Annotated in this window: 24 protein-coding genes; 9 read left to right on the forward strand and 15 right to left on the reverse strand. The window is 37.5% G+C overall.

Annotation, left to right across the window (positions count from 1 at the left end; all coding sequences use genetic code 11):
- The first annotated feature begins 217 nt into the window (after nt 1-217).
- A complete protein-coding gene (locus ABC255_RS26250) occupies nt 218-1408 on the forward strand; it encodes an ROK family protein (protein WP_412998069.1) in 1191 nt (396 codons plus the stop codon).
- 271 nt (nt 1409-1679) lie between these two features.
- On the opposite strand, the gene ABC255_RS26255 is transcribed toward ABC255_RS26250, so the two are convergent.
- Complete coding sequence (locus tag ABC255_RS26255; protein WP_412998070.1) at nt 1680-3086, reverse strand: MFS transporter; 1407 nt, start codon at nt 3084-3086, stop codon at nt 1680-1682.
- A gap of 361 nt (nt 3087-3447) precedes the next feature.
- Here ABC255_RS26255 and ABC255_RS26260 point away from each other — a divergent pair, with 361 nt between their 5' ends.
- A complete protein-coding gene (locus ABC255_RS26260) occupies nt 3448-3960 on the forward strand; it encodes a DinB family protein (protein ID WP_412998071.1) in 513 nt (170 codons plus the stop codon).
- A gap of 107 nt (nt 3961-4067) precedes the next feature.
- Here ABC255_RS26260 and ABC255_RS26265 read toward each other — a convergent pair whose 3' ends face one another.
- The 3 genes from ABC255_RS26265 to ABC255_RS26275 form a co-directional block, all read right to left on the reverse strand.
- Nucleotides 4068-4679, reverse strand: coding sequence for an exonuclease domain-containing protein (locus ABC255_RS26265; RefSeq protein ID WP_412998072.1), 612 nt, complete (start codon nt 4677-4679; stop codon nt 4068-4070).
- A 117-nt stretch (nt 4680-4796) separates the two neighbouring features.
- Nucleotides 4797-5366 carry a TetR/AcrR family transcriptional regulator gene (locus ABC255_RS26270; RefSeq protein ID WP_412998073.1) on the reverse strand — a complete coding sequence of 190 codons (570 nt, stop codon included), beginning with the start codon at nt 5364-5366 and terminating at the stop codon, nt 4797-4799.
- A 6-nt stretch (nt 5367-5372) separates the two neighbouring features.
- Complete coding sequence (locus tag ABC255_RS26275) at nt 5373-6089, reverse strand: MBL fold metallo-hydrolase (protein ID WP_412998074.1); 717 nt, start codon at nt 6087-6089, stop codon at nt 5373-5375.
- A 240-nt stretch (nt 6090-6329) separates the two neighbouring features.
- Between ABC255_RS26275 and ABC255_RS26280 the strand changes: the two genes are divergently transcribed.
- Both ABC255_RS26280 and ABC255_RS26285 read left to right on the forward strand, forming a co-directional pair.
- Complete coding sequence (locus ABC255_RS26280) at nt 6330-6842, forward strand: DoxX family membrane protein (protein WP_412998075.1); 513 nt, start codon at nt 6330-6332, stop codon at nt 6840-6842.
- A 155-nt stretch (nt 6843-6997) separates the two neighbouring features.
- Complete coding sequence (locus ABC255_RS26285) at nt 6998-7510, forward strand: DoxX family membrane protein (RefSeq protein WP_412998076.1); 513 nt, start codon at nt 6998-7000, stop codon at nt 7508-7510.
- Nucleotides 7511-7553: 43 nt separating this feature from the next.
- Here ABC255_RS26285 and ABC255_RS26290 read toward each other — a convergent pair whose 3' ends face one another.
- Both ABC255_RS26290 and ABC255_RS26295 read right to left on the reverse strand, forming a co-directional pair.
- Nucleotides 7554-7784 (reverse strand): hypothetical protein, encoded by a 231-nt coding sequence (locus ABC255_RS26290; protein ID WP_412998077.1) that lies wholly within the window; start codon nt 7782-7784, stop codon nt 7554-7556.
- A 237-nt stretch (nt 7785-8021) separates the two neighbouring features.
- On the reverse strand, nt 8022-8468 hold the full coding sequence (locus tag ABC255_RS26295; protein ID WP_412998078.1) for a hypothetical protein: 447 nt from the start codon (nt 8466-8468) through the stop codon (nt 8022-8024).
- A gap of 442 nt (nt 8469-8910) precedes the next feature.
- On the opposite strand from ABC255_RS26295, the gene ABC255_RS26300 reads away from it, so the two are divergent.
- The gene (locus ABC255_RS26300; RefSeq protein ID WP_412998079.1) at nt 8911-9705 is read left to right on the forward strand and encodes a nucleotidyltransferase domain-containing protein; all 795 of its coding nucleotides are present in this window, start codon (nt 8911-8913) and stop codon (nt 9703-9705) included.
- 124 nt (nt 9706-9829) lie between these two features.
- Entirely contained in the window at nt 9830-11131 is a 1302-nt protein-coding gene (locus ABC255_RS26305) for an NCS2 family permease (protein WP_412998080.1), read from the forward strand.
- Nucleotides 11132-11169: 38 nt separating this feature from the next.
- Here the strand turns inward: ABC255_RS26305 and ABC255_RS26310 are convergent, their stop codons facing one another.
- Nucleotides 11170-11817 (reverse strand): glycosyltransferase, encoded by a 648-nt coding sequence (locus ABC255_RS26310; protein ID WP_412998081.1) that lies wholly within the window; start codon nt 11815-11817, stop codon nt 11170-11172.
- Between the two features lie 464 nt (nt 11818-12281).
- On the reverse strand, nt 12282-13319 hold the full coding sequence (locus ABC255_RS26315) for a GGDEF domain-containing protein (protein WP_412998082.1): 1038 nt from the start codon (nt 13317-13319) through the stop codon (nt 12282-12284).
- Nucleotides 13320-13492: 173 nt separating this feature from the next.
- Here ABC255_RS26315 and ABC255_RS26320 point away from each other — a divergent pair, with 173 nt between their 5' ends.
- A complete protein-coding gene (locus ABC255_RS26320) occupies nt 13493-13966 on the forward strand; it encodes a hypothetical protein (RefSeq protein WP_412998083.1) in 474 nt (157 codons plus the stop codon).
- A gap of 402 nt (nt 13967-14368) precedes the next feature.
- On the opposite strand, the gene ABC255_RS26325 is transcribed toward ABC255_RS26320, so the two are convergent.
- Both ABC255_RS26325 and ABC255_RS26330 read right to left on the reverse strand, forming a co-directional pair.
- A complete protein-coding gene (locus ABC255_RS26325) occupies nt 14369-15046 on the reverse strand; it encodes an AlkZ-related protein (RefSeq protein WP_412998084.1) in 678 nt (225 codons plus the stop codon).
- A gap of 7 nt (nt 15047-15053) precedes the next feature.
- Complete coding sequence (locus tag ABC255_RS26330) at nt 15054-15593, reverse strand: HD domain-containing protein (RefSeq protein WP_412998085.1); 540 nt, start codon at nt 15591-15593, stop codon at nt 15054-15056.
- A gap of 168 nt (nt 15594-15761) precedes the next feature.
- Between ABC255_RS26330 and ABC255_RS26335 the strand changes: the two genes are divergently transcribed.
- Nucleotides 15762-16037, forward strand: a complete 276-nt coding sequence (locus tag ABC255_RS26335; RefSeq protein WP_412998086.1) for a hypothetical protein — start codon at nt 15762-15764, stop codon at nt 16035-16037.
- Between the two features lie 624 nt (nt 16038-16661).
- Here the strand turns inward: ABC255_RS26335 and ABC255_RS26340 are convergent.
- A complete protein-coding gene (locus ABC255_RS26340; RefSeq protein ID WP_412998087.1) occupies nt 16662-17114 on the reverse strand; it encodes a DUF2269 family protein in 453 nt (150 codons plus the stop codon).
- Between the two features lie 139 nt (nt 17115-17253).
- On the opposite strand from ABC255_RS26340, the gene ABC255_RS26345 reads away from it, so the two are divergent.
- Entirely contained in the window at nt 17254-17637 is a 384-nt protein-coding gene (locus ABC255_RS26345) for a DUF454 family protein (protein WP_412998088.1), read from the forward strand.
- Between the two features lie 57 nt (nt 17638-17694).
- Here the strand turns inward: ABC255_RS26345 and ABC255_RS26350 are convergent, their stop codons facing one another.
- The 4 genes from ABC255_RS26350 to ABC255_RS26365 form a co-directional block, all read right to left on the reverse strand.
- On the reverse strand, nt 17695-18204 hold the full coding sequence (locus tag ABC255_RS26350; RefSeq protein WP_412998089.1) for a GNAT family N-acetyltransferase: 510 nt from the start codon (nt 18202-18204) through the stop codon (nt 17695-17697).
- 10 nt (nt 18205-18214) lie between these two features.
- Nucleotides 18215-19216: a glutathione S-transferase family protein gene (locus ABC255_RS26355; protein WP_412998090.1), complete on the reverse strand. Its 1002-nt coding sequence runs from the start codon at nt 19214-19216 to the stop codon at nt 18215-18217.
- Between the two features lie 136 nt (nt 19217-19352).
- Nucleotides 19353-19682 carry a GNAT family N-acetyltransferase gene (locus ABC255_RS26360; protein WP_412998091.1) on the reverse strand — a complete coding sequence of 110 codons (330 nt, stop codon included), beginning with the start codon at nt 19680-19682 and terminating at the stop codon, nt 19353-19355.
- Complete coding sequence (locus ABC255_RS26365; RefSeq protein WP_412998092.1) at nt 19679-20185, reverse strand: GNAT family N-acetyltransferase; 507 nt, start codon at nt 20183-20185, stop codon at nt 19679-19681. Before ABC255_RS26365 ends, ABC255_RS26360 begins: the two co-directional genes overlap by 4 nt.
- Between the last annotated feature and the right edge of the window lie 58 nt (nt 20186-20243).

Raw genomic sequence — 20243 nt, forward strand, 5'->3', positions numbered from 1 at the left:
TATTTTCTGTAAACCCTTACAAATTTATTAAATAATTTCAAGAAAAGATATTTCTTAATTTGTTTAGTAAACAAATTAATTACATTACTAACTTATCACGTTTATTTTGTTAAGTCAATTGGCAGTTTATAATTTTTTGCTAATCGACAGAGACCTATATGAGATTACCTGTTATACTATTGTTATAGTAGAAAAGCGGCTCGAATGGAGGATGCAAATGATTACCGGTGACGCGTCATATATAAAAAAAATCAATCGCTCGATTATTCTTAGAGAGATTGTCAAAGAAGGTTTAATATCTAGGGCAGATTTATCAAAAGTTACCGCACTTACACGTGCAACCATCTCAGCACAGGTTGCTGATTTAATAGAAGAAGATCTTATAGTAGAAACACAACTTGAGCATTATACAGTTGGAAGAAAACCTATTATGCTTTCTATTAACAGTGAGGCAGGCTATGCTCTTGGCATTGACCTTGATTTTGACCATATTTCATTTACGGTTTCTGATCTTACGGGAACTCCTATCAACTCCAAAAGGATTGAAACAAATACGACTGACTACAGAGAGATATTGAATCTCTTAGTTGAGCATATAAAAGCCTATAAATCTGAATACGCTTACAGTCGATATGGAATTATTGGAATTGTTATTGCCATTCATGGTCTAGTTGGAAAAGATGAAACCATTCACTATGTACCACGGTTAGGATGGAATAATATATCTCTTAAGAATGATATTGAAAGACACATCGACATCAACGTGTTTATAGAAAACAATGCGAACCTAAGTGCTTTTGCTGAGCGGGTATATGTGCATCATGAGACAGATAACTTATTATCAGCCACTCTTTATTCCGGTATTGGTTTAGGAATGATGATGAACAACGAGTTCTTTCGCGGACATGACGGGTTTGCTGGCGAGATTGGCCATATGATTGTTGTCCCAAATGGAATACAATGCAATTGCGGGAATAAAGGCTGCTGGGAAAGATATGCATCAGAAAATGCACTATTCAAGCATTTATTAGAAACAAGGAAAATGAATTCTGTTACCTACGAAGATATCCAAAAATGGCTGGATGGGGATGACGAAGAAGTACATCAATTGATGGAACAATTTATTTTCTACCTCTCTATTGGTTTAAATAATATGATAAACATGTACAATCCGGATGTGCTTGTGCTTGATAGCGAGCTTCTACGGATGTATCCGAATGCTCTCGATAAAATAAGAGGAAATTTGAATTCTTCTATTAGCCATTACCGTGCATTACAGATTTCTTCAATTGGCAGAAACTCTGCTGTTCTTGGAGCTTGTGCTCTTGCAATTAAACATTTCTTAGAGGTTCCGATGTTGAATCTAAAATTTAGCCAATCAAATAAAAATGCAAGCGTTAACATTTAATCTATAGTTCGTTAATCTAACAAAGAACCCCCTTTCAACTTCAGAAAGGGTACCGTAAAATACGTACCGAAACGACAGTCGTATTGGCATCGTTATGGTATATAAGTAAAACTCGCCAAATTGGCGAGTTTCTTTATTAGGAATACATTCCCCAACCGTTCATAGATGTGGAATCAGCATATATTTATCGACTAGTTTATACAGCTCAATATTGCAAAAAAAGATAAGGTTGTTATGAAACAGACATAACAACCTTATCTTTAATTAAATATTATGCTTTTCTTTTTTCAGCTAAATCAATTGCAAGTTGTTCAGTGCGCTTTTTGTTTAATGGATATAAGAACACAATCAGTAAGAATACTACACCCAGTACCACTGCAGGTACTAAAGTGCCAAGTGTATGAATTCCTTGTAAAGTTTCCTCAGTTTGTGTTTGTGCACCAGCAGTGTAACCTACTGCTGCAATTACTGCACCACCAACACCGCCAGCAACCGCTTGACCGATTTTACGAGCCATTGAATAAATGGAGTAAACGGTTCCATCTTCACGCAAACCAGTTAAATATTCATGATAATCAATTACATCAGTAACAAAAGCCCAAACAACAAGGTTAAAAACACCGTAACCAACCATTGCAATTGTTAAAACACCGATAAATTGCATTGCTGATAAGCTTGGAAGGAAATATAAAACTGCATATACAAGAGCAGCTAATAATAAACCGCCTGAAGCCACTTCTTTTTTACCAAATTTCTTTACTAACGGCTGTACAAATGGCATTGCCACGAATACTGCAACTGATTGAAGTAAACCAACCATACTTAACGCTTTCGCATTTCCGAAATAATCCTTAAATAGATATACGTTAACCGTACCAATTAACATAAACACAATCATGAATGTTAAAGCTGCAACAAGGAACACCATTAATGGTTTGTTTTTAACAAGGCCCTTCATTGTTGTGCCTAAGTTCACCTTTTGTTTATTACTTTCATCCAGTGTAATACGTTCAACAGATAATTTATAGCAAGCCATGTAACAAGCAATTGCAAGACCGCCGAAAAGTAATGCAGCGATTAGGAAGCGATTCGCATCCGGTCTATTGTTTACAAATAAAATCATTGGGCCAGCCACGTTTATAATTAAACCTGCTAGGTTACCACCTAATGTTCTCCAGCTTGATAACGCTGTACGTTGAACAGGATCAGCTGTGATAACAGAAGCCATTGAGCCATAAGGAATATTAACAGTAGAATATAATGTTCCCCAGATAATATACGTTATATATGCATAAGCAAGATAAAATCCATTAGACATGCCAGGTATGTGTACAAACATCAAGATTCCTGAGATAACGAGCGGAAATGACATTCTAAAGATCCATGGTCTAAATTTACCTTGAGCTGTAGCCTTTCTAGTATCAATGAAACGGCCCCATGTTACATCAGCAAAAGCATCCCAAAGACGTGCAATCATAAATAATAGACCTACTTGAGCTGGATTGATATGGAAAATATCTGTATAGAATACCATTAAGAATGCTGCAACTAGAATAAAGAAGAAATCGTTTCCAAAATCACCGAATAAATAACCCATCTTATCTTTCATCCCAAATGGACGTACTGCTTGCCCAACATTTTGTGGGGTTTCTACTTTCTGTTGCAATGCTCTAGCCATCTTTAACCCTCCTAATAAATCTTTCTAAAATAATAATGAAAACCCTTTTAATAATTGCTAAGACAATTTTAGGCTTATTTTTCTGAATCCCTTTACAAAAATACTTAATACTATTTTTTACCTTCTCGAGAGTGTTTAAATTTCCCAATTAATTTGTTTAGTGAACTAACAAACTAACTGTATACATAGAATATCACCCTCGACAATATTCGTCAATAATAATTTGTAAGCGGTTATAAAAAATTTTTCATTAAAAATACTGTCAGTTTTCTGCACCATTAATCCTGCCTCCAATTATTCAATTATTACAAATATTATGGTAGGCTTGCTGTATAGTTTAAAAATAGGAGGAGAGAATCTTATGTTCCAACGTCCAGAAAAAAATGAATATCCCGATTATTATGTACCCTATGTTGACCTAGTTCCTGAAAGTGACTTAGTAGAGTTGTTAAAAGTAAATCTTGAAAAGACAGTTTCTCTTTTCGAAGGTATTTCAGAAGAAGTCAGTTTAAAATCATATGCACCAGGCAAATGGAGTATCAAAGAAGTACTCGGCCATATAACCGACACCGAAAGAATCATGAGCTACCGCCTTTTGCGTGTGGGCCGGGGCGATCAAACACCTTTAGCTGGGTTTGAAGAGAACCAATATGTCCAGGCAGCACAAACAAACAACCTATCCGTGAAAACGATCCTAGAAGACTTCAAAGCAGTCAGAAACGCAACCATCACCCTAATCCAAAACCTTCCCACTGAAGCATGGGAAAACAAAGGCAACGCAAACGGAATGGAAATCACAACTCGATCCATCGCCTACATCATCGCAGGCCACCAAATGCACCATTGCAAAATCATCGAAGAAAGATATTTATAGTGGTGCAGTTGTGGTGCCTGTCCACCTCAGGTGGACAGTTGAAACACGGACACTCCACAAAAAAACAGACCAAATCGCTGAGATTTGGTCTGTTTCGTTTTTGCCTATTATGATCCCATTTTGGTTCGCGAGGCTGCTGGCTGGTATTTTCTCATTGGTCCATTTTCGAGTACTTCTTGAAGATAGAGATTTCCATTCGGACTGGTTTTTCTGAGCAGGTCCATGAGGTATGTAATATCGTCAAGTGCTCTATGTGTTTGATGGTTTGTAATTTGGTGCGCCTGTAATAGGGTTAGAAGTTTACCATTTGGAAAACCATAGTTCTTCCATTTAACACCGCGCATTGTACAGTACCACTTTAAATCATTCACTTCTGGATACATATGAAATAGAAAGCTTCGGTCAAAGGAAGCATTATGCGCAAATACAGTATCTGCACGATGGAAATAAGTTTTTATTTTACCATCCATAAAACTCTTCCCTGCTACCATTTCATAGGGAATACCATGAATTTGGAATGCACGGTCATAGTTCCTTCTTGCAGAACTGGTAAGTGGTTCGCGCAAGAAAGAATCTTCCTCAATAATTTCCTGAATCTCACCTGTATCTGTTCTATAAGAAAATAATTTCAGTGCAAGTTCTATTACTTCGTCGGTAGTCGGACCTAATCCAGTCGTTTCAACATCCAATACTAAACCTAGTTTCTCAAATTTCCGCATAAATTTCATTCCTTTGAAATTAATTAATAGAATTATTATAACATTTTTAACAAAAAGAAGGCTCACCAATTGGCAAGCCTTTCTTAACTAATAATGGAAATTCTATGCTTACGTCCTCTACTGATTCCGTATCCCATTAATAAAAGCTTTGATGATCATCTGGAAACTCTCATCCAAATCTAACGCCATCTTAAAGCCACCACTCTTTTCTAATGAAGAAAACCCGTGTAAAATGCTCCGGATGCCTCTGACTGCATGTAAAACAGTGTCCCCTTCAAATTTATAAGCCTGTAAAACGCGGAGGGTGAGCTCAACTATCTTAGAACCCGCAATCTGAACATCCTCATCCTCCATATCCGGTGCCATCAACGTTGCCTCATAAATCCCAGGATGCTTTCGGGCAAAATTAACATAAGCTTTACTTAGCATGATTACAGCTTCGTCTCCTGCGACACCAATCGCTGCTTGGGCTAATACCTCATATAGCCGTTCTATCCCATAAATGGCCAATTCTTTTCTTAATCCGCCCAGTCCATCAAAATGGTTATATAAAGAAGGCGGACGGATTCCTAATTTCTTCGCTAGATTTGCCAAGGTAACTTCTTGCACTCCAAATTGGTCCGCTAACTCCGCTGCTGCTTCCAAAATCTCTGTTAATTCAAGTCCAACCTTTGGTCTTGGTGACATCCATCTCTAACTCCCTACTATTAATTTCTGTTCAAAACGGTTAATGGCCTTTTCCATTTCCCCGATTGGATTCTCCAACATTTCACCATGTCCGACTGCTAGAAGCACAGGTTGGTAGCTCACTAACTTTTTTGCACTTGCTAAAGAAGTCTCCTTGCTCCATGTACCAAAGGCTGGAAATGGAAACCACGGCTTTACGTCTCCTGCAACTGCTATCCCACCTCTAGTTTGATAGGCGTCCCCTGCAATTAAGGCTTTCGTGCGGGTATCAATAAAAGACATCGAGCCCGGTGTATGTCCTGGGGTTTCAATTGCTGCCAACGATCCGATCAGGTCTCCGTCTTTTAAAAGTACATTAGCTCTAGTCTTCAATTGTTTGGGGACACCTCCCTTAATCGGTGTTTGGTGCTCGTGCTTATCAAGTGATGTGTCACCATTCATTATTCTGTTATCCCTCACTGAAATATAGACAGGTACATCTGGCAGTGCTTCCTTTAACCTATCAAGCGCACCCACATGATCCTCATGTGCATGAGTCAAAATTATTTTTGTAATCGGCTTTCCAATTGTTTCTGATGCTTTTAAAATTCCCTTCATACTAAATGGCAGGGCTGCATCCAACAAAGTTAATCCATACTCTTCCTCGACCAAATAACAATTAACCGGAAAAACACTTGCCATAAAAGTTACCTGATATAAAAAACCGTTATTGAGCAATCTCACAATCCCAAACCCCCTTAACTAATATCATTAGTTAAATTATAACTAATGATATTAGTTTTAACAAGAACCTTTTAAAAAACTTGTGATTTCAGTGGTATTAAACCCTTGTTAACAATTTGTTCAAATCTTTTTTACAGATATGTGAAATAGTGATCAATTTATCCTCAATTCAAGATTAATTTGTTATATTAGCAGTGTAATAAATATTTAAAACATATTTAACAAGGAGATGGCTTTATAATGTTTATGAATTTCTTAAGAGAAAACAAAATTGCGGCTGGAATATTGACAGTCTTACGTTTATATCTCGGATATTCCTGGTTTACAGCAGGTTTAGGAAAATTAACAGGTGGCGGGTTCGATGCTTCTGGTTTCTTAAAAGGAGCGGTTGCTAATCCAGTAAAAGGTCCAGATGGCAACATGGTTTATAGCTGGTATGTTCACTTCTTAGATAGCTTTGCAATACCAAACATTGATTTCTTCAACCACATCGTCCCTTGGGGCGAAACATTAATCGGCTTAGGACTTTTATTAGGATGTTTAACAACAGCAGCAATGTTCTTTGGTTTAGTGATGAACTTCTCTTTCTTCCTAGCTGGTACTGTATCTCATAACCCAACTGACATTTTCTTAGGTTTCATCATCTTAACTGCTGGCTATAATGCAGGTCGTTTCGGTCTAGATCGCTGGGTAGTTCCATTCATCCGTAAAACAATGAAAACTGAAGGCAGCAAAGCAAAAGCAACAGCCTAACAGCTGCAAAGTAATTTTCAACAAGTTGTTCAAGATTCTGACAAAACATTTTTAACAAAGTGTGAACTTATCACTATGCTCGTGTTGTTAACTCGTAAAATCTTATATAGTGTAACTATCAAATACAAACTAATTTTTGAAGGGCGGAATGCTTTATGTTTAACAAATTTTTAAGAGAAAATAAAATTTCTGCAGTTATTTTGACTGTCATTCGTTTATACCTTGGTTATTCTTGGTTCACAGCTGGTTTAGGAAAATTAACAGGCGGCGGGTTCGACGCTTCTGGCTTCTTAAAAGGTGCAATCGCGAAACCAGTATCAGGTCCAGAAGGAAATGTGCTTTATGGTTGGTATGTTGATTTCTTAAGTAACTTTGCACTTCCAAACATTGATGTTTTCAACACCATCGTTCCTTGGGGCGAAACATTAATTGGTTTAGGACTTTTATTAGGATGTTTAACAACAGCAGCGATGTTCTTTGGTCTAGTAATGAACTTTTCTTTCTTCTTAGCAGGAACTGTATCTCATAATCCAACTGACATTTTCTTAGGCTTCATCATCCTAACAGCTGGATACAACGCAGGTCGTTTTGGTCTTGACCGCTGGGTGGTTCCATTCATCCGTAAAACTGTTTTCAAAGGTAATGAATCAGCAAAACAACACGCATAACGAAAAGTGCCTCCATCACATGTTGATAGAGGCACTTTTTTTATTAATAAATATTATCTTCTTCTGCATTTTCAAATCCTGTACGATCCTGATACCAATTAGTGATTTGCGTAAGGATAGCAAATACTAAAAAGAAATTCATCGCCCAAACATTAATAAATGGGGCTAACCCGCCAAATTCGATTCCATGATACCCTTTAATTTTCATCACGATCATCGATTCTATAAAAATTAAAACAAAACCCAAGACACCAGCAACAGCCATTCTAATCATTCCCGTTCCCTCCATATCTACCGATTATGTTTAACAATTTTCAATTATATTAATAAAACAAATTTGACAATTATGTGAACATTTTATAACCCTATTATATGGCAAATCTCATAAGAACAACAACAAAAAACATTTGTGTTTAGGAAGAAAGTTTTTTTAAAGATTAAAAGATTAAAAAAAATGGCATTATAGATATTGCTTTGAGGTAAAACGGAAGGATTTCATGATAATAGTCGATTACTTTTTAACCAACGTTATTAATGATGTGCAGAACGTAACTGTAGAAGCATACATGAGGAAGGTGTAAAAGTTAACAAAGACCGTATTTGTGTATTGGTTTAACCATGTATAGCTGAAAATTCGCGATTCTACCCTTGTAGGCGGTCTGCTAAACTTATGAATCAACTCGGAAAAATATACAAATTCTAACACACTTGCTGCAAGGATGACGATAAAGGAACATATAATCATTTTCCGCCAAGTACCTACTCTAAATGAAGCATACTTAAGTTTTAGAAACAATTCATACCCAAAAAGGGAAAATGTCAACAATACGTATGGAAAAATAAAGATGACTGAATTACGGCTACTAGAAAAGGACTCAGGATTAAATGAAAATTCCCTAACCATGAAAATTGCAATTATACAAAGCAGGAAATAGATAATCAATTGCCTCGATACCATCTCATCTCCTCCTCTTAAATAGGCTGTGTTAAAGGATACTGTTGATTTAAGAACCTGTTGATTGGAGTGGAAGGCGCTCGACTCCTCGAAAATGCTATCGCATTTTCTTCGTGCGTGGGCGGATTCGCGGATGAAATTCAATGTCCTGCGGGATGCACGAGCTGAGTGAGACCCCGCAGGTCGGAACGACCGAGGAGGCTCACGGGCGGGCCCGCGAACCGCTCGCGCCTGGAACGCAAATCAACAGCCTAGTTTAACACAGCCTTTAAAAACTAAAAAAGGATTAATGCCCTATTGTTATATATTCAACAATAAGGACGTTATTCCCTAGACCCTCCTATACAGTGGTTAGGAGAATGGCTCTCAAAGTGCTAAGATGACATTAATCATGGTAAATTGATTTTTTTAAGAAAGTTACAAAATAAGTAAATGAGGTATCAAATTGAAAGAACACATCTTATTGGTCCTTAAACAGATCGAAAAAGAGTATGATGTTAAAATCCTTTATGCCTGTGAATCAGGCAGCAGAGCCTGGGGTTTTCCCTCTAAAGATAGCGACTATGATGTCCGATTTATTTATGTTCATAAAAAGGAATGGTATCTCTCAATCGACCAAAGGCGCGACGTGCTGGAAGTCCCGAAGCATGATAAAATCTCAATCCAAGTAGACAAACTTCTAGACTTGAATGGCTGGGAGCTAGCCAAAGCATTACGGTTATTCCGCAAATCGAATCCGCCGCTGCTGGAATGGCTTCATTCAAATATCGTTTACTACCAAGAGTACTCTGCCATCAATAAAATGAAAAAGTTAGAAAGTCAAATCTTTTCTCCCATTGCTAGCATTCATCATTATTTAAAAATGGCAAAAGGTAATTATAGAGATTATTTAAATCGAGGGGAAGTTAAAATAAAAAGATATTTCAACATATTCCGGCCACTGTTCGCGGCTAAGTGGATAGAAAAGCACCATGCATTTCCCCCTATTAAATTTACTCAACTGACCGAGGATATCCTTCCATCCCATGAACTTAGAATAGTACTTGGCGATATAATCAAGCTTAAAAAGGCTGGAGAAGTTCTCGATCCAAATCCTAGAACTGAGTTCATCAATCACATCGTTGAAACTGAGATTGAGCATTTAGAGCAATATGTAAGGGAAGTGTCTTTAAATAAATCAGATCCTACTGATGTTTTGAATCAATTGTTTCGGGAAACTCTTGATGAAGTTTGGGGTTAAATATATATTTGTCACATTTAAAGATTGTGGCTGTTTTATTTTTTCAAGGAATGCTTGAAAATCTCATTAAAAACGAATATTATATAAAGGTTATTAATAAATGTTCGTGTTTTGGAGGAACCTTATGTTTAAACTAAAAGAAAACCAAACAAATACAAAAACAGAACTACTCGCGGGTATTACAACCTTCTTTACAATGGTCTACATTGTTGTTGTTAACCCAGTCATTCTTGCTGATGCAGGTGTTCCATTTGAACAAGTCTTCACAGCAACGATTATCTCTGCAGTTGTTGGGACACTTTGGATGGCATTGTTTGCAAATTATCCAATTGCCATTGCGCCAGGTATGGGGCTTAACGCATACTTCGCCTATTCTGTCGTTGGCGGCGGGCACAATATTAACTATGAAACAGCCTTTGCAGCTGTTTTTATCGCCGGTATTATTTTTGTCATCTTATCTTTAACACCCTTAAGAGAAAAATTAATCGATGCGATTCCAGATAACCTCAAACATGGGATTACAGCAGGTATAGGTTTATTTATTGCTTTTATAGGTCTGAGACTTACACACATTATTATTGCTCATCCTACCAACCTTGTTGGATTAGGTGATCTAAGATCTCCTTCAGCACTGCTGGCAATCATCGGTTTAGCAGTTACACTCATTCTGATGGTGCTGCGAATCAATGGTGCTCTATTTTTGGGAATGATTATTACAGGATTCATTGCCTTTTTTACGAACCAACTTTCATTTGATCAAGGCTTTGTTTCATTACCAACCCTTCCTGAAGGGTTAATTGTAGGAGACCCTATTACAGCTTTAAGTGATGTCATTGGGCATAGTTTATATGCAGTGGTCTTTTCATTCATTTTAGTAACAATCTTTGATACCACCGGAACAATGATTGGTGTTGCAAATCAGGCTGGTTTAATGAAAAATGGAAAATTCCCACGTGCCCGTCAAGCATTACTTTCCGACTCTGTTGCAACATCTATCGGAGCCATGTTTGGTACAAGCCCAACAACAGCTTTTATTGAATCCACATCAGGAGTTGCCACAGGAGGACGGACAGGGTTAACTTCCCTAACAGTTGCTGTTTTATTTATTCTATCGGCATTTTTTGGACCTCTTGTCAGTGCTGTTTCAGGGATTTCTGCCATTACCGCTCCTGCCCTTATCATTGTCGGCAGTATGATGATGGGAAGCATTGCAAAAATTAAATGGAACGAATTAGATGAAGCTTTTCCGGCATTTCTTGTGATTCTGGCCATGCCGCTAACATCGAGCATTGCCACCGGAATTGCACTAGGTTTCATCAGTTATCCGCTGCTGAAAATAGCTAAAGGAAAATGGCGTGAGGTTCATCCACTTCTATATGTTTTCGCTGTATTGTTCTTTTATCAGCTTGCATTTTTACCGCATTAAAAAATGGAGCCCCAACCGCTAAGTTGGGGCTCCATTTTTTAAAACTTATTTGGGAACTGTTTGATAATTCCGTTTGTAAGGAAATCCGCCATATGCATTAGATGATTTTGATTTTTGTCTAATGCAGTTATGTTCTGATTCCAAGACTTATTAAGTTTGGCCGCCACACCTTCTGTAATGAATCTTAAATGCATATACATCATTTCATTTAATTCTTTTTTATTGTAATTGGGATTTGCAGCACTTAAAAAGTTTGTAATATCATCTGCGTTTTTAAACCATTCATCACTGTATTTTTTGAAATCAGGCTGATTTCCACTTTTCGCTGCTGCTACTACCTTACCGGCAATTAGAATATGTCCTCTTAACAGCTGTGCAAGCTTGTTACCTGCTTCCTCTCCATAATAAGGTTTAATTGCATTCCCAAGATCGTCCTGATTTTTCAATAATCTTGTTAGCACTGGCTTTTGGTCCTCTAGACCTGCTATGTAACTAGTTACAAACTTTTCTGTCCAAAAGGCGTGTTCCTTCCAAAGTTCCCTCATATCAACCCTAAGCTGGACAGTTTTTTGACTAAGTGGCTGCGTTTGTCGCTCAGCCCGTTCGTTCCCTTCAGCATTTGTCAATACTGGGCAGATTAATACAAATGAGAGAAACAAAACAAAGATTTTTGATAAATGTTTCATTCAATACATCTCCTAATAATAAATTTAACCCGTCAATTTATTATTAGATATTTAATCCATTTTCACTCAGTAAGAAAAAAATTTCATCTTCACAATTTCCACATAACTTCTCTATAACTTCTACAAATGTTTATTCTATTATAAAGATAACTTATTTGAGACTTAGGTTTTAGGAACCTTATTCTTAAAAACTTCCCATAATTTGATTGGTACCCGGGTACCAATCCTTTTTTTTGGCTTATTATCATGTCATCTTCACAAATTCCACATAACTTCTCTATAACTTCTACAAATGTTTTCCCTATTATAAAGATAACTTATTTGAGTCTTAAGGTTTAAGGAACTTAATTCTTAAAACTTCCCATAATTTAGCCTGGTACCCATGTACCAGGCTCCTTTTTTGCCTATTAAAAATACACAAAAACATAAAATGCGCAAAAAAAGGTTAGTGCTGGCACTAACCTTTACTTAATAAAGCTAACGTGATTTCTTCCACAATGCTTACATTGATATAATCCTTTATCAGCACGATTCAACAAAGAATCGATACTGTCACCTGGTTTAGACTGGGTAACCCCAAAACTTGCTGTAAGGTTTCCCGCCACTTTGAAATGATGGTTAGCCACAACTTTCCTTAGATCCTCCGCAAGCTTAACAGTTTCTTCCCCTGACGTACTAGAGATGATAATGAACTCTTCCCCGCCCCACCGTCCAAAAGGCTCTCGTTTTGTAAGATGGTGCTGGATGAGTTTCGCTAACTCTACGAGGACTTCATCACCAATTTTATGCCCATAGTTGTCATTCACTGACTTAAAATGATCAATATCAAAGAAAATGATTGAAAAACCTTCTCTCCTGTCCTCGAAAGCTTTGAGTTTCTTTTCAAGCCATTCATCAATCAACAGACGATTGGCTATTCTCGTTAATGAATCGTAATAGGCGTGCTTTTTAAACATTTCAAGGTCTGCATAAGTCTTAAAGACATGCTGAGCATAATAGAGAACAATAATGTAAACTAGGTTAGCAAAGTAATACTGACCCAGCGAATCAATCGATTCTGAGGAAAGAACGTGTAAATACACGATACCCATAACAAAGGTTGTAAGAAATATGACGATGGAGTAGTATAACCCTCGTTTTGTACCCAGGGTTAGGAAAAAGAACAAGGTGATAATTGGCATCCAGATGATAAAATCTCCAAGAGATCCTCCATCTACAACCATATAGTTGCGTACCGCATCAAAAAAAGTCGTAACATGATAATAACTAACTAATGCCAAATTGGAGTATTCTAAAAATTGAACAAAAATTCTTTTGTATAGGAAAAACCAACTAATGATAAACCAGACTGAGAGAATGTTATTAATAGTAAAATCGAATACGTTTACGCCATCTACTTTTTGTAGAAGCGTATTAGAGATGAGGGAAATAACAATACAGGGTACAACCCATAAATAAATGCGTATCTTAAGCTCATTAAGTGATTCAAATCTCTTTAACATTCGATGATTTCATCTCCCAACTACACTCTATCAACTATTATATCATTCATATTATTAGGAAAATTATATTGTAAAATAGTTAAAAATTTTATTTTGAAACTCTTCGAATTATCAACCCTATTGCATAACACATACATGGATGGGCACATTAAGAAATAAAAAAGGGAAATTCCATGATAGGACTTTTAATTGCACTTGCCGCCTTTAATTTTTTGGGTTTTAAAACAAATAAATTACTAAGTGGGAACCAAATTCTACATATTTGGTTATTTACGGTTGCCTTACAAGTGCTTTTCGACCTTTTTATTGAATTCAAATATCATGCTTACTGGTACTTTGAAAAAGATTTAGACTGGCTAGGAATTCTCCCACATGTATTCCTCATTCCGCCAGTAAATATGTTTTTTCTAAATTGGTTCCCATATAAAAAGGGGCGGATGAAACAACTAATATATTTTACTTGTTTTGTAATTGCAATTTTAATCTATGAAGTTATTACCCTGTTGCCTGAACCTTGGGGATATTTTCATTACGGCTGGTGGAAACTGTGGCATGCGGCTATCCTTGACCCTATACTGCTGCTTATCTTACTAGGTTTCTATAAGTGGATTCTTACCTTAGAAAAAAAAGCGTGTACCAAGTATTGATTGGTCTAGCATCTGTTCTGATGACCACATGTGAAACTGGTTTTTAGCTTCATAAAATTATACATGACATTCGCTTGTCTGCCCTTTTTGGTAAGGGGATTTCTTTTGGAATGAAGGCAATCCATAAACTTTTTATCACAGTAACAAGGGGAGTTTCCACGCGTAAGACAAAGGTCATGTTTGTAGCAGCAGGAATCTACATCATTAATAGGTGCTCCTGGACCGCTGCAGCCAGGTCCACACCATCTATACCCCGGAAAAACACAGAACGGAAACACTTTCCTTCTACAACTCATATTTTTCATCTCCTTTTTATTAAAATATGAAATTGTAGGGAAATGTGGACGTGCTAGTATCTCGGCTGGCTAAAAATACGTAAAAAGGAAATCAGCACGATTTCCTCTATAACCCAAATATTTTATTAATAGATTTCATTGCCTCCGAACTGCAGCTGGCAGCAAAATGATCTTTTAACATCATTTTAGCATCTTCCACTTTGAAGGTGCTGTCCTTAATGCTATGATTCTGTGCCCAGAATTCCATTGTCTCAAATGAAGTACTGCTCCAGCCGTTTTTCTCTCCAGCTTCGTTTGTCTTTGCCTTGGTCCCTGAAACAACAATATCCATAGAGCCCTGCAATTCAAGTAAGGCATAATCAAATGGCTTCTTCTTCTCTTTATCCTTCATTCCTGCCTCGACTCTTAGAACTCTTGTATCTATACCTTCGTTCTCGCTAATCAGCGTATACAGTTCGACAGCTTCTCTTGACATTAGCCCATCTAGATACCGTTCTTTTACTGAAAGTGAAGATCCCAAAATCACACGAATCAATGGTAGCAATTCAGGAGAGATTAATACGGATTTCTTTTTAACAAACTTTCCATAAGCTGCTGCTCCATCTCCAGGAAATTTCGCACGCCACATCCATGGATCCAGCTCAGAACCAGTATACCAATGCTCTTTCAATGTTATACCGTCTAGCGAAGGATAATCAGGGATAAGCTTTGCCAAAGGCAGAAACCCAATCTCTTTTATTACGTCTATTGCTTCTTCATATGTATGAACCTTGTAATCCTTCATCCAAATATCATCTCCCGAAAAGCTTGTCTACCTCTTTACGTAATTCTATTAGTAAATCAAATGAAGATTGTACACCTAAACTATCTACAACATTTGTGTAATACCACTTTTGCTGCTCTTTACCAGCATTAAATCTACTCCAAACCTCTTCTCCAACGTGTTCATAATCTCTTATGATGGAACGAATATTATGAAGTTTATCTGCACAGACCACAGCCCGTATATCCTTGGAAGCAGTCTTTAAAAATTCAATCGTATGTTGCTTTCTGGCCTTCCATGGAAGTGATTTATCAGGTTCTGAACTGCCTTCAACGATTTCAGCAATTTTTGCTCCAAATTCCCTTTTGATTTCATCAAGTGTTATCGGCGTATCCTCAACAGTGTCATGTAATATTCCAGCTGCAACGATTTCCTCACTATACCCGCTCTTTAATAACATCATCCCGACCGCAACTGGGTGTGATATATAGGGAATATCCGTATTTTTCCGATATTGTCCCTCATGACTTTTACTTGCAAGCTGTAAAGCCTTTTCTACTATATCCATTTTTGACCTTCCTCTCATCCATCCTGACAATTCTCTATTTTTACCTTATTTCAACAAATTAAAACAAAATTCCTTCTGCATCCTTCTGGTAAAAAATATTTAATTTGTCCAATCACATAGTTTTGTACAAGCATATTTTATAGTACGAGTGTGAAAGGAGGGATTTGAATGTCTAGAAGAAGACGTCGTGACGATGATGTTGCAGGTGTACAAGACCGCAACAGAAGATGCCGTAATAACGATGGAGATGTAGCTGGTGCTATGGACCGAAACGATGATAGAAGAGATGACAGACGAGAAGATAGACGTGTTGTCATTAACGCTGATGAAGTTATTATCCGCGCTGATAGAGTCATCGTTCGTGAGGAAAACGACAGAAGAGACGATAGAAGAAGATGTAATCGTCGAAGAGACGATAGAAGGGACCCATTCTGGTGGGTTTAATACGTTTTCTCTAAGGAATAATTAATTCCTCAGGCTGGTGAGATAAAAAAATCTTACCAGCCTGTTTTTGTTTCTCCTAAAGGTAATTGGATATGGTAAATGGTGATTAAAACTACACATCGTTTAAAAAGCGAATTGGTGAAGTGATATCTTATCTTTATTTCCGCTTTTTGAGTTTTAAGAAGGTATGGTCGAGGATGACCATACCTTTTATGTTTCCTTTTAGTGGCTTTAGTGACCGAAAATGCTGACCTTTTCAATTTTCGGTCACTATGAAGCTCTTATAGTTACCGGAACCCCTACACTTTTCACTTTCGGTAACTATAAGCCTCTTATAGTTACCGGAACCCCTACACTTTTCATCTACCGGTCACTATGAACCTCTTATAGTTACCGGAACCCCTACACTTTTCATCTTTCGGTCACTATGAACCTCTTATAGTTACCGTAACCCCTACACTTTTCATCTACCGGTCACTATGAACCTCTTATAGTTACCGTAACCCTTAACCTTTTCATCTTTCGGTAACTATAAGCCTCTTATAGTTACCGGAACCCCTACGTTTTTCATTTTCCAGTCACTATAAGCATCTGATTCATACTAGAGCAACCTGCAGCGTTTAATTAAAATGGTTTTAGTATCATCAATGCGATAATGACGATAAAAATCGCATTTTCCAAATGTTCATAGCGGAACAGTATTTTTGATAAACGATAATACTCTTCAGGAATATCCTCGCCCTTTTGTGATGCTAACAAAACCTTAACCGGTTTAGATCTAGGTGATAGGACAAGTGGCCCAATTGCCAGTGCTGCTAAAAAGAGCACAAGACTTATTACATACCAGCCCATACGAAACAGGCTTGGATTCATGAATCCCATGATTAAACCTGTAATGAGTACAAGCGTACCGCCTACCATTACAAAAATATGAAGTTTATGTCGAATGGCATAGGAATGCCTTAACTCTGTCATGTTTTTCCCCGACTTTACCACGGTCGTTAAGATAAACCCAGGACCCATTCCCATAATCGCCGAAAAAATATGTAAAACGACAATAAATTGATAGAAAGTCATCTGATCAACCCCCATTAACTTGACATCACTATTTTATCATAACGGTGGTTGAAACGGTTTTTATGTACTTAATCTGTCAAAAAACTTTCTTTTTTTACATGATATAATATAGATAAAAGAGACAGAAAGGGAAGCAAACATGAGTAAAATCATTAAATTCCTCTATATCATCATCGGTTTTATCGCACTCGGCTTAGGCGTTTTGGGTCTTGTATTACCAGTGTTACCGACAACTCCATTACTTCTTTTAGCATCCTACTGCTTCGTGAAGGGGTCTGAAAGATTCGAGCACTGGTTTAAAGGGACAACTCTTTATAAACGTCATTTAGAGACGTTTGTAAAAGAAAGGGCCATGACATTAAAACAAAAATTGACGATTTTGTTATTTGCTGACGTGATGATCGCCATTCCTTTTTTTATCCTAGATAGCTTTTTCATACGGCTCATGCTTGTGATGATTGTGTTTTATAAATATTATTACTTTATCTATAAAATAAAAATGGTGCCAGAAGCAAAGAAATAACCGAGAGCTAGGGAATCTCCTCTAAGCTCTCGGTTATTTAGATTGGACGGCATCTCCTTAATCTTTAGGAAGAGAAAGTCGATAGGCTTTTACAATAATCCCATCATCAGCAGGTTCAAAGTCGTATTGTGGCAATCGTTCAAATCCCATTGTTTCATATAATTTCATTGCCGTTTCCATAAATTCCCCGGTATGCAGCCCAATTGCCTGATATCCCCGCGCTTTAGCCCGTTCAATACATTCAGCAACTAAAGCAGAAGCAACACCCTTACCTCTCATTTCTGGCGAAACAGCCAGCATCCTAATCTCCGGATAATCCAGTACATCTACACTTCCTTCATAAGCATCAATATTAGCTGGAAACAAAACCACACTTCCTGCAATTTCCCCATCGATTTCAGCTACTATTCTCTCCACACCTGGAAGTCTATCACCCTCAGATAAAATTGCCTGCTTTAGAGCCAGCCAATGACCTTCAGGAATTTTTGCTGCATGTTCAACATAAGCGCTGACTCTTTGCTCTCGTATATAAGGTAATTCCTTTTCCAAAGCTTCTCGAATGATCATAGCTGCTCTCCTAATCAATTAAAAATTTTTCTATTTTATTACTTAAATACTGACGATTATGTTCGGTATTAAGCCCAGAAAGGTCAGGTCCTTTTGGCAAAATCCCATTATGACCTTTTTGATCATTGCTAGCTATGTGATTCGAGAGATGATAATGTCTCTTAATTGCGTCAAAATCAGTGGTATCACCAAAACCTGGAGTTTGATACAAATCTCTTAGATAACCCCAAAGATGTGGGAAATCAATAATTCGGTTTCGATTTGTCTTAAATGCTGAGTAGTAAGCCGCATCGAAGCGAATTAATGTGGCATATAGCCGTACATCTGAGTCAGTAATAAAGTCACCAAATAAGAAACGTTGTTTTGATAAACGCTCCTCTAATTCATCTAATCTTGCAAATAGAGTATCATACGCCTGTTCATAAGCTTCCTGAGATTGAGCAAAGCCACACTTATATACTCCATTGTTTACTTCATGGAAGATGACATCATTTAATGCATCAATCTCTCCACGCAAAGACTCCGGGTATAGATTGGGGGCATTTTCTTTATGAAAGTCAGACCAGACTGTTTCTAAATAGTTCGTTAGCTTGAAATAATCATTGTTCACAACCTTTTGTTCCTTTACATCCACCATCACAGGTACCGTTGGCCTGCCAGCATAATCAGGTTCAGTCTTCTTATAAATTTCACTCATATAGCGAATGCCAAGTACGGGGTCTACCCCGTCTTCATCTAAAGAAAACTCCCAGTCAACATGCGAAAGTTTAGGCCGCATCGGGCTTGCCGTACCTAAACTGATTGCCTCTTCTAAGCCAAGAACTCTTCTGACAATCACTGATCGATGTGCCCAAGGGCAGACTGCTGACCATAATAGACGATATCGTCCTGCCTCTATAGGAAGCTCGCCTTCACCGAATCCAAACGGTGTATTAAATCTATTTTTTTGCCGTTTAAACGACCCATCTCCACTTATTTCAGCAGCAAGGCTGCCCTGCTCTTTTTGTACCATATAAAATACACCTCTATTTATAGTTTATAAAAATAAAAACGAAAATCCTCATCTAACTTAAATCCTTGTTTCTCCCAAAACGCCCATGCCTTCTTATTTGTATGTTCGACCGAAAGTTCTATACCTTTCGACCTTGTTAATAGAGTAAATTCCTTCCCTCGGCAAAAAGCTGTGTTCCAACACCACTGCCCCTAAATTCCTCGTTTATAAAGAAGTCGTTTAGCAGCCAAATACGTTGGAGGGTTAACGAAGAAAAGACTGGATAGAGCTGTGCAAATCCCACCACTTCATCTTGCAGCTGTGAAATAAAAATGACCGATTCAAGGTGCTCAAATTTTTCGAATAGAAACTGTTCCACCTGTGCTGGGTTTTTTTGCTGCCCGAAATACTCACGGTAGTCGTCAAAAATAGGTACTAGTTTTGATAAATCCTGTATTGCTGCTTGTCTAATAGTAAGTTTGTTCATTTTAAATGCAGCACCCTATGTTCATCATCCAAATAAATTCCATTCAATTTCATCGCTTTTTCTTCAAGTCCAAATACTTTAAATCCAAGTTTCGTATAAAGCTTCTTCGCTGGTTCATTGCTTGCAACCACGGATAAGTTGATTTTTTCGATTGCTTCTATTGATTTTGCTTTATTGATCGCTTCCGTGAGCAATGCTTTTCCTACACCTGCTCCTTGTTTCTTTGGAGTGACGTACATCGCAAAGATGTTTGCTCTGTGCTGGATTTTCTCGGCCTTTTCTTGTAGGAGAGTTACAACACCAATTAGCTCATCAGCTTCAAACGCCCCAAAAGTGTAATTGCCTTCTGTCTTAAAATTACTTTCAACCTGAGCAATCGGATTTTCTCTTTTTATAGCGTCTTCATAACTCGTTAAAAAGGCCTCTGGGGCCAGCTGTAAAGCTTCTAATCTAAGATTCCAGTATTTTTCTGCATCTGAAGAGGTTAGTTGTCTAATTTCCATGGGACGTCCTCCTTTTACATATACCAACTATATTACTAAAATTCAAAAAAGATAGATA

This window comes from Neobacillus canaveralius, from assembly GCF_047237705.1.
Classification (GTDB): Bacteria; Bacillota; Bacilli; order Bacillales; family Cytobacillaceae; genus Neobacillus; species Neobacillus niacini_K.

Excerpts from the sequence above, each read along its gene's own strand:
- ABC255_RS26250 (WP_412998069.1), top strand. The coding sequence starts at position 218 with ATGATTACCGGTGACGCGTCATATATAAAAAAAATCAATCGCTCGATT.
- ABC255_RS26255 (WP_412998070.1), bottom strand. The coding sequence starts at position 3,086 with ATGGCTAGAGCATTGCAACAGAAAGTAGAAACCCCACAAAATGTTGGG.
- ABC255_RS26260 (WP_412998071.1), top strand. The coding sequence starts at position 3,448 with ATGTTCCAACGTCCAGAAAAAAATGAATATCCCGATTATTATGTACCC.
- ABC255_RS26265 (WP_412998072.1), bottom strand. The coding sequence starts at position 4,679 with ATGCGGAAATTTGAGAAACTAGGTTTAGTATTGGATGTTGAAACGACT.
- ABC255_RS26270 (WP_412998073.1), bottom strand. The coding sequence starts at position 5,366 with ATGTCACCAAGACCAAAGGTTGGACTTGAATTAACAGAGATTTTGGAA.
- ABC255_RS26280 (WP_412998075.1), top strand. The coding sequence starts at position 6,330 with ATGTTTATGAATTTCTTAAGAGAAAACAAAATTGCGGCTGGAATATTG.
- ABC255_RS26285 (WP_412998076.1), top strand. The coding sequence starts at position 6,998 with ATGTTTAACAAATTTTTAAGAGAAAATAAAATTTCTGCAGTTATTTTG.
- ABC255_RS26290 (WP_412998077.1), bottom strand. The coding sequence starts at position 7,784 with ATGATTAGAATGGCTGTTGCTGGTGTCTTGGGTTTTGTTTTAATTTTT.
- ABC255_RS26295 (WP_412998078.1), bottom strand. The coding sequence starts at position 8,468 with ATGGTATCGAGGCAATTGATTATCTATTTCCTGCTTTGTATAATTGCA.
- ABC255_RS26305 (WP_412998080.1), top strand. The coding sequence starts at position 9,830 with ATGTTTAAACTAAAAGAAAACCAAACAAATACAAAAACAGAACTACTC.
- ABC255_RS26310 (WP_412998081.1), bottom strand. The coding sequence starts at position 11,817 with ATGAAACATTTATCAAAAATCTTTGTTTTGTTTCTCTCATTTGTATTA.
- ABC255_RS26315 (WP_412998082.1), bottom strand. The coding sequence starts at position 13,319 with ATGTTAAAGAGATTTGAATCACTTAATGAGCTTAAGATACGCATTTAT.
- ABC255_RS26320 (WP_412998083.1), top strand. The coding sequence starts at position 13,493 with ATGATAGGACTTTTAATTGCACTTGCCGCCTTTAATTTTTTGGGTTTT.
- ABC255_RS26325 (WP_412998084.1), bottom strand. The coding sequence starts at position 15,046 with ATGAAGGATTACAAGGTTCATACATATGAAGAAGCAATAGACGTAATA.
- ABC255_RS26330 (WP_412998085.1), bottom strand. The coding sequence starts at position 15,593 with ATGGATATAGTAGAAAAGGCTTTACAGCTTGCAAGTAAAAGTCATGAG.
- ABC255_RS26335 (WP_412998086.1), top strand. The coding sequence starts at position 15,762 with ATGTCTAGAAGAAGACGTCGTGACGATGATGTTGCAGGTGTACAAGAC.
- ABC255_RS26340 (WP_412998087.1), bottom strand. The coding sequence starts at position 17,114 with ATGACTTTCTATCAATTTATTGTCGTTTTACATATTTTTTCGGCGATT.
- ABC255_RS26345 (WP_412998088.1), top strand. The coding sequence starts at position 17,254 with ATGAGTAAAATCATTAAATTCCTCTATATCATCATCGGTTTTATCGCA.
- ABC255_RS26350 (WP_412998089.1), bottom strand. The coding sequence starts at position 18,204 with ATGATCATTCGAGAAGCTTTGGAAAAGGAATTACCTTATATACGAGAG.
- ABC255_RS26355 (WP_412998090.1), bottom strand. The coding sequence starts at position 19,216 with ATGGTACAAAAAGAGCAGGGCAGCCTTGCTGCTGAAATAAGTGGAGAT.
- ABC255_RS26360 (WP_412998091.1), bottom strand. The coding sequence starts at position 19,682 with ATGAACAAACTTACTATTAGACAAGCAGCAATACAGGATTTATCAAAA.
- ABC255_RS26365 (WP_412998092.1), bottom strand. The coding sequence starts at position 20,185 with ATGGAAATTAGACAACTAACCTCTTCAGATGCAGAAAAATACTGGAAT.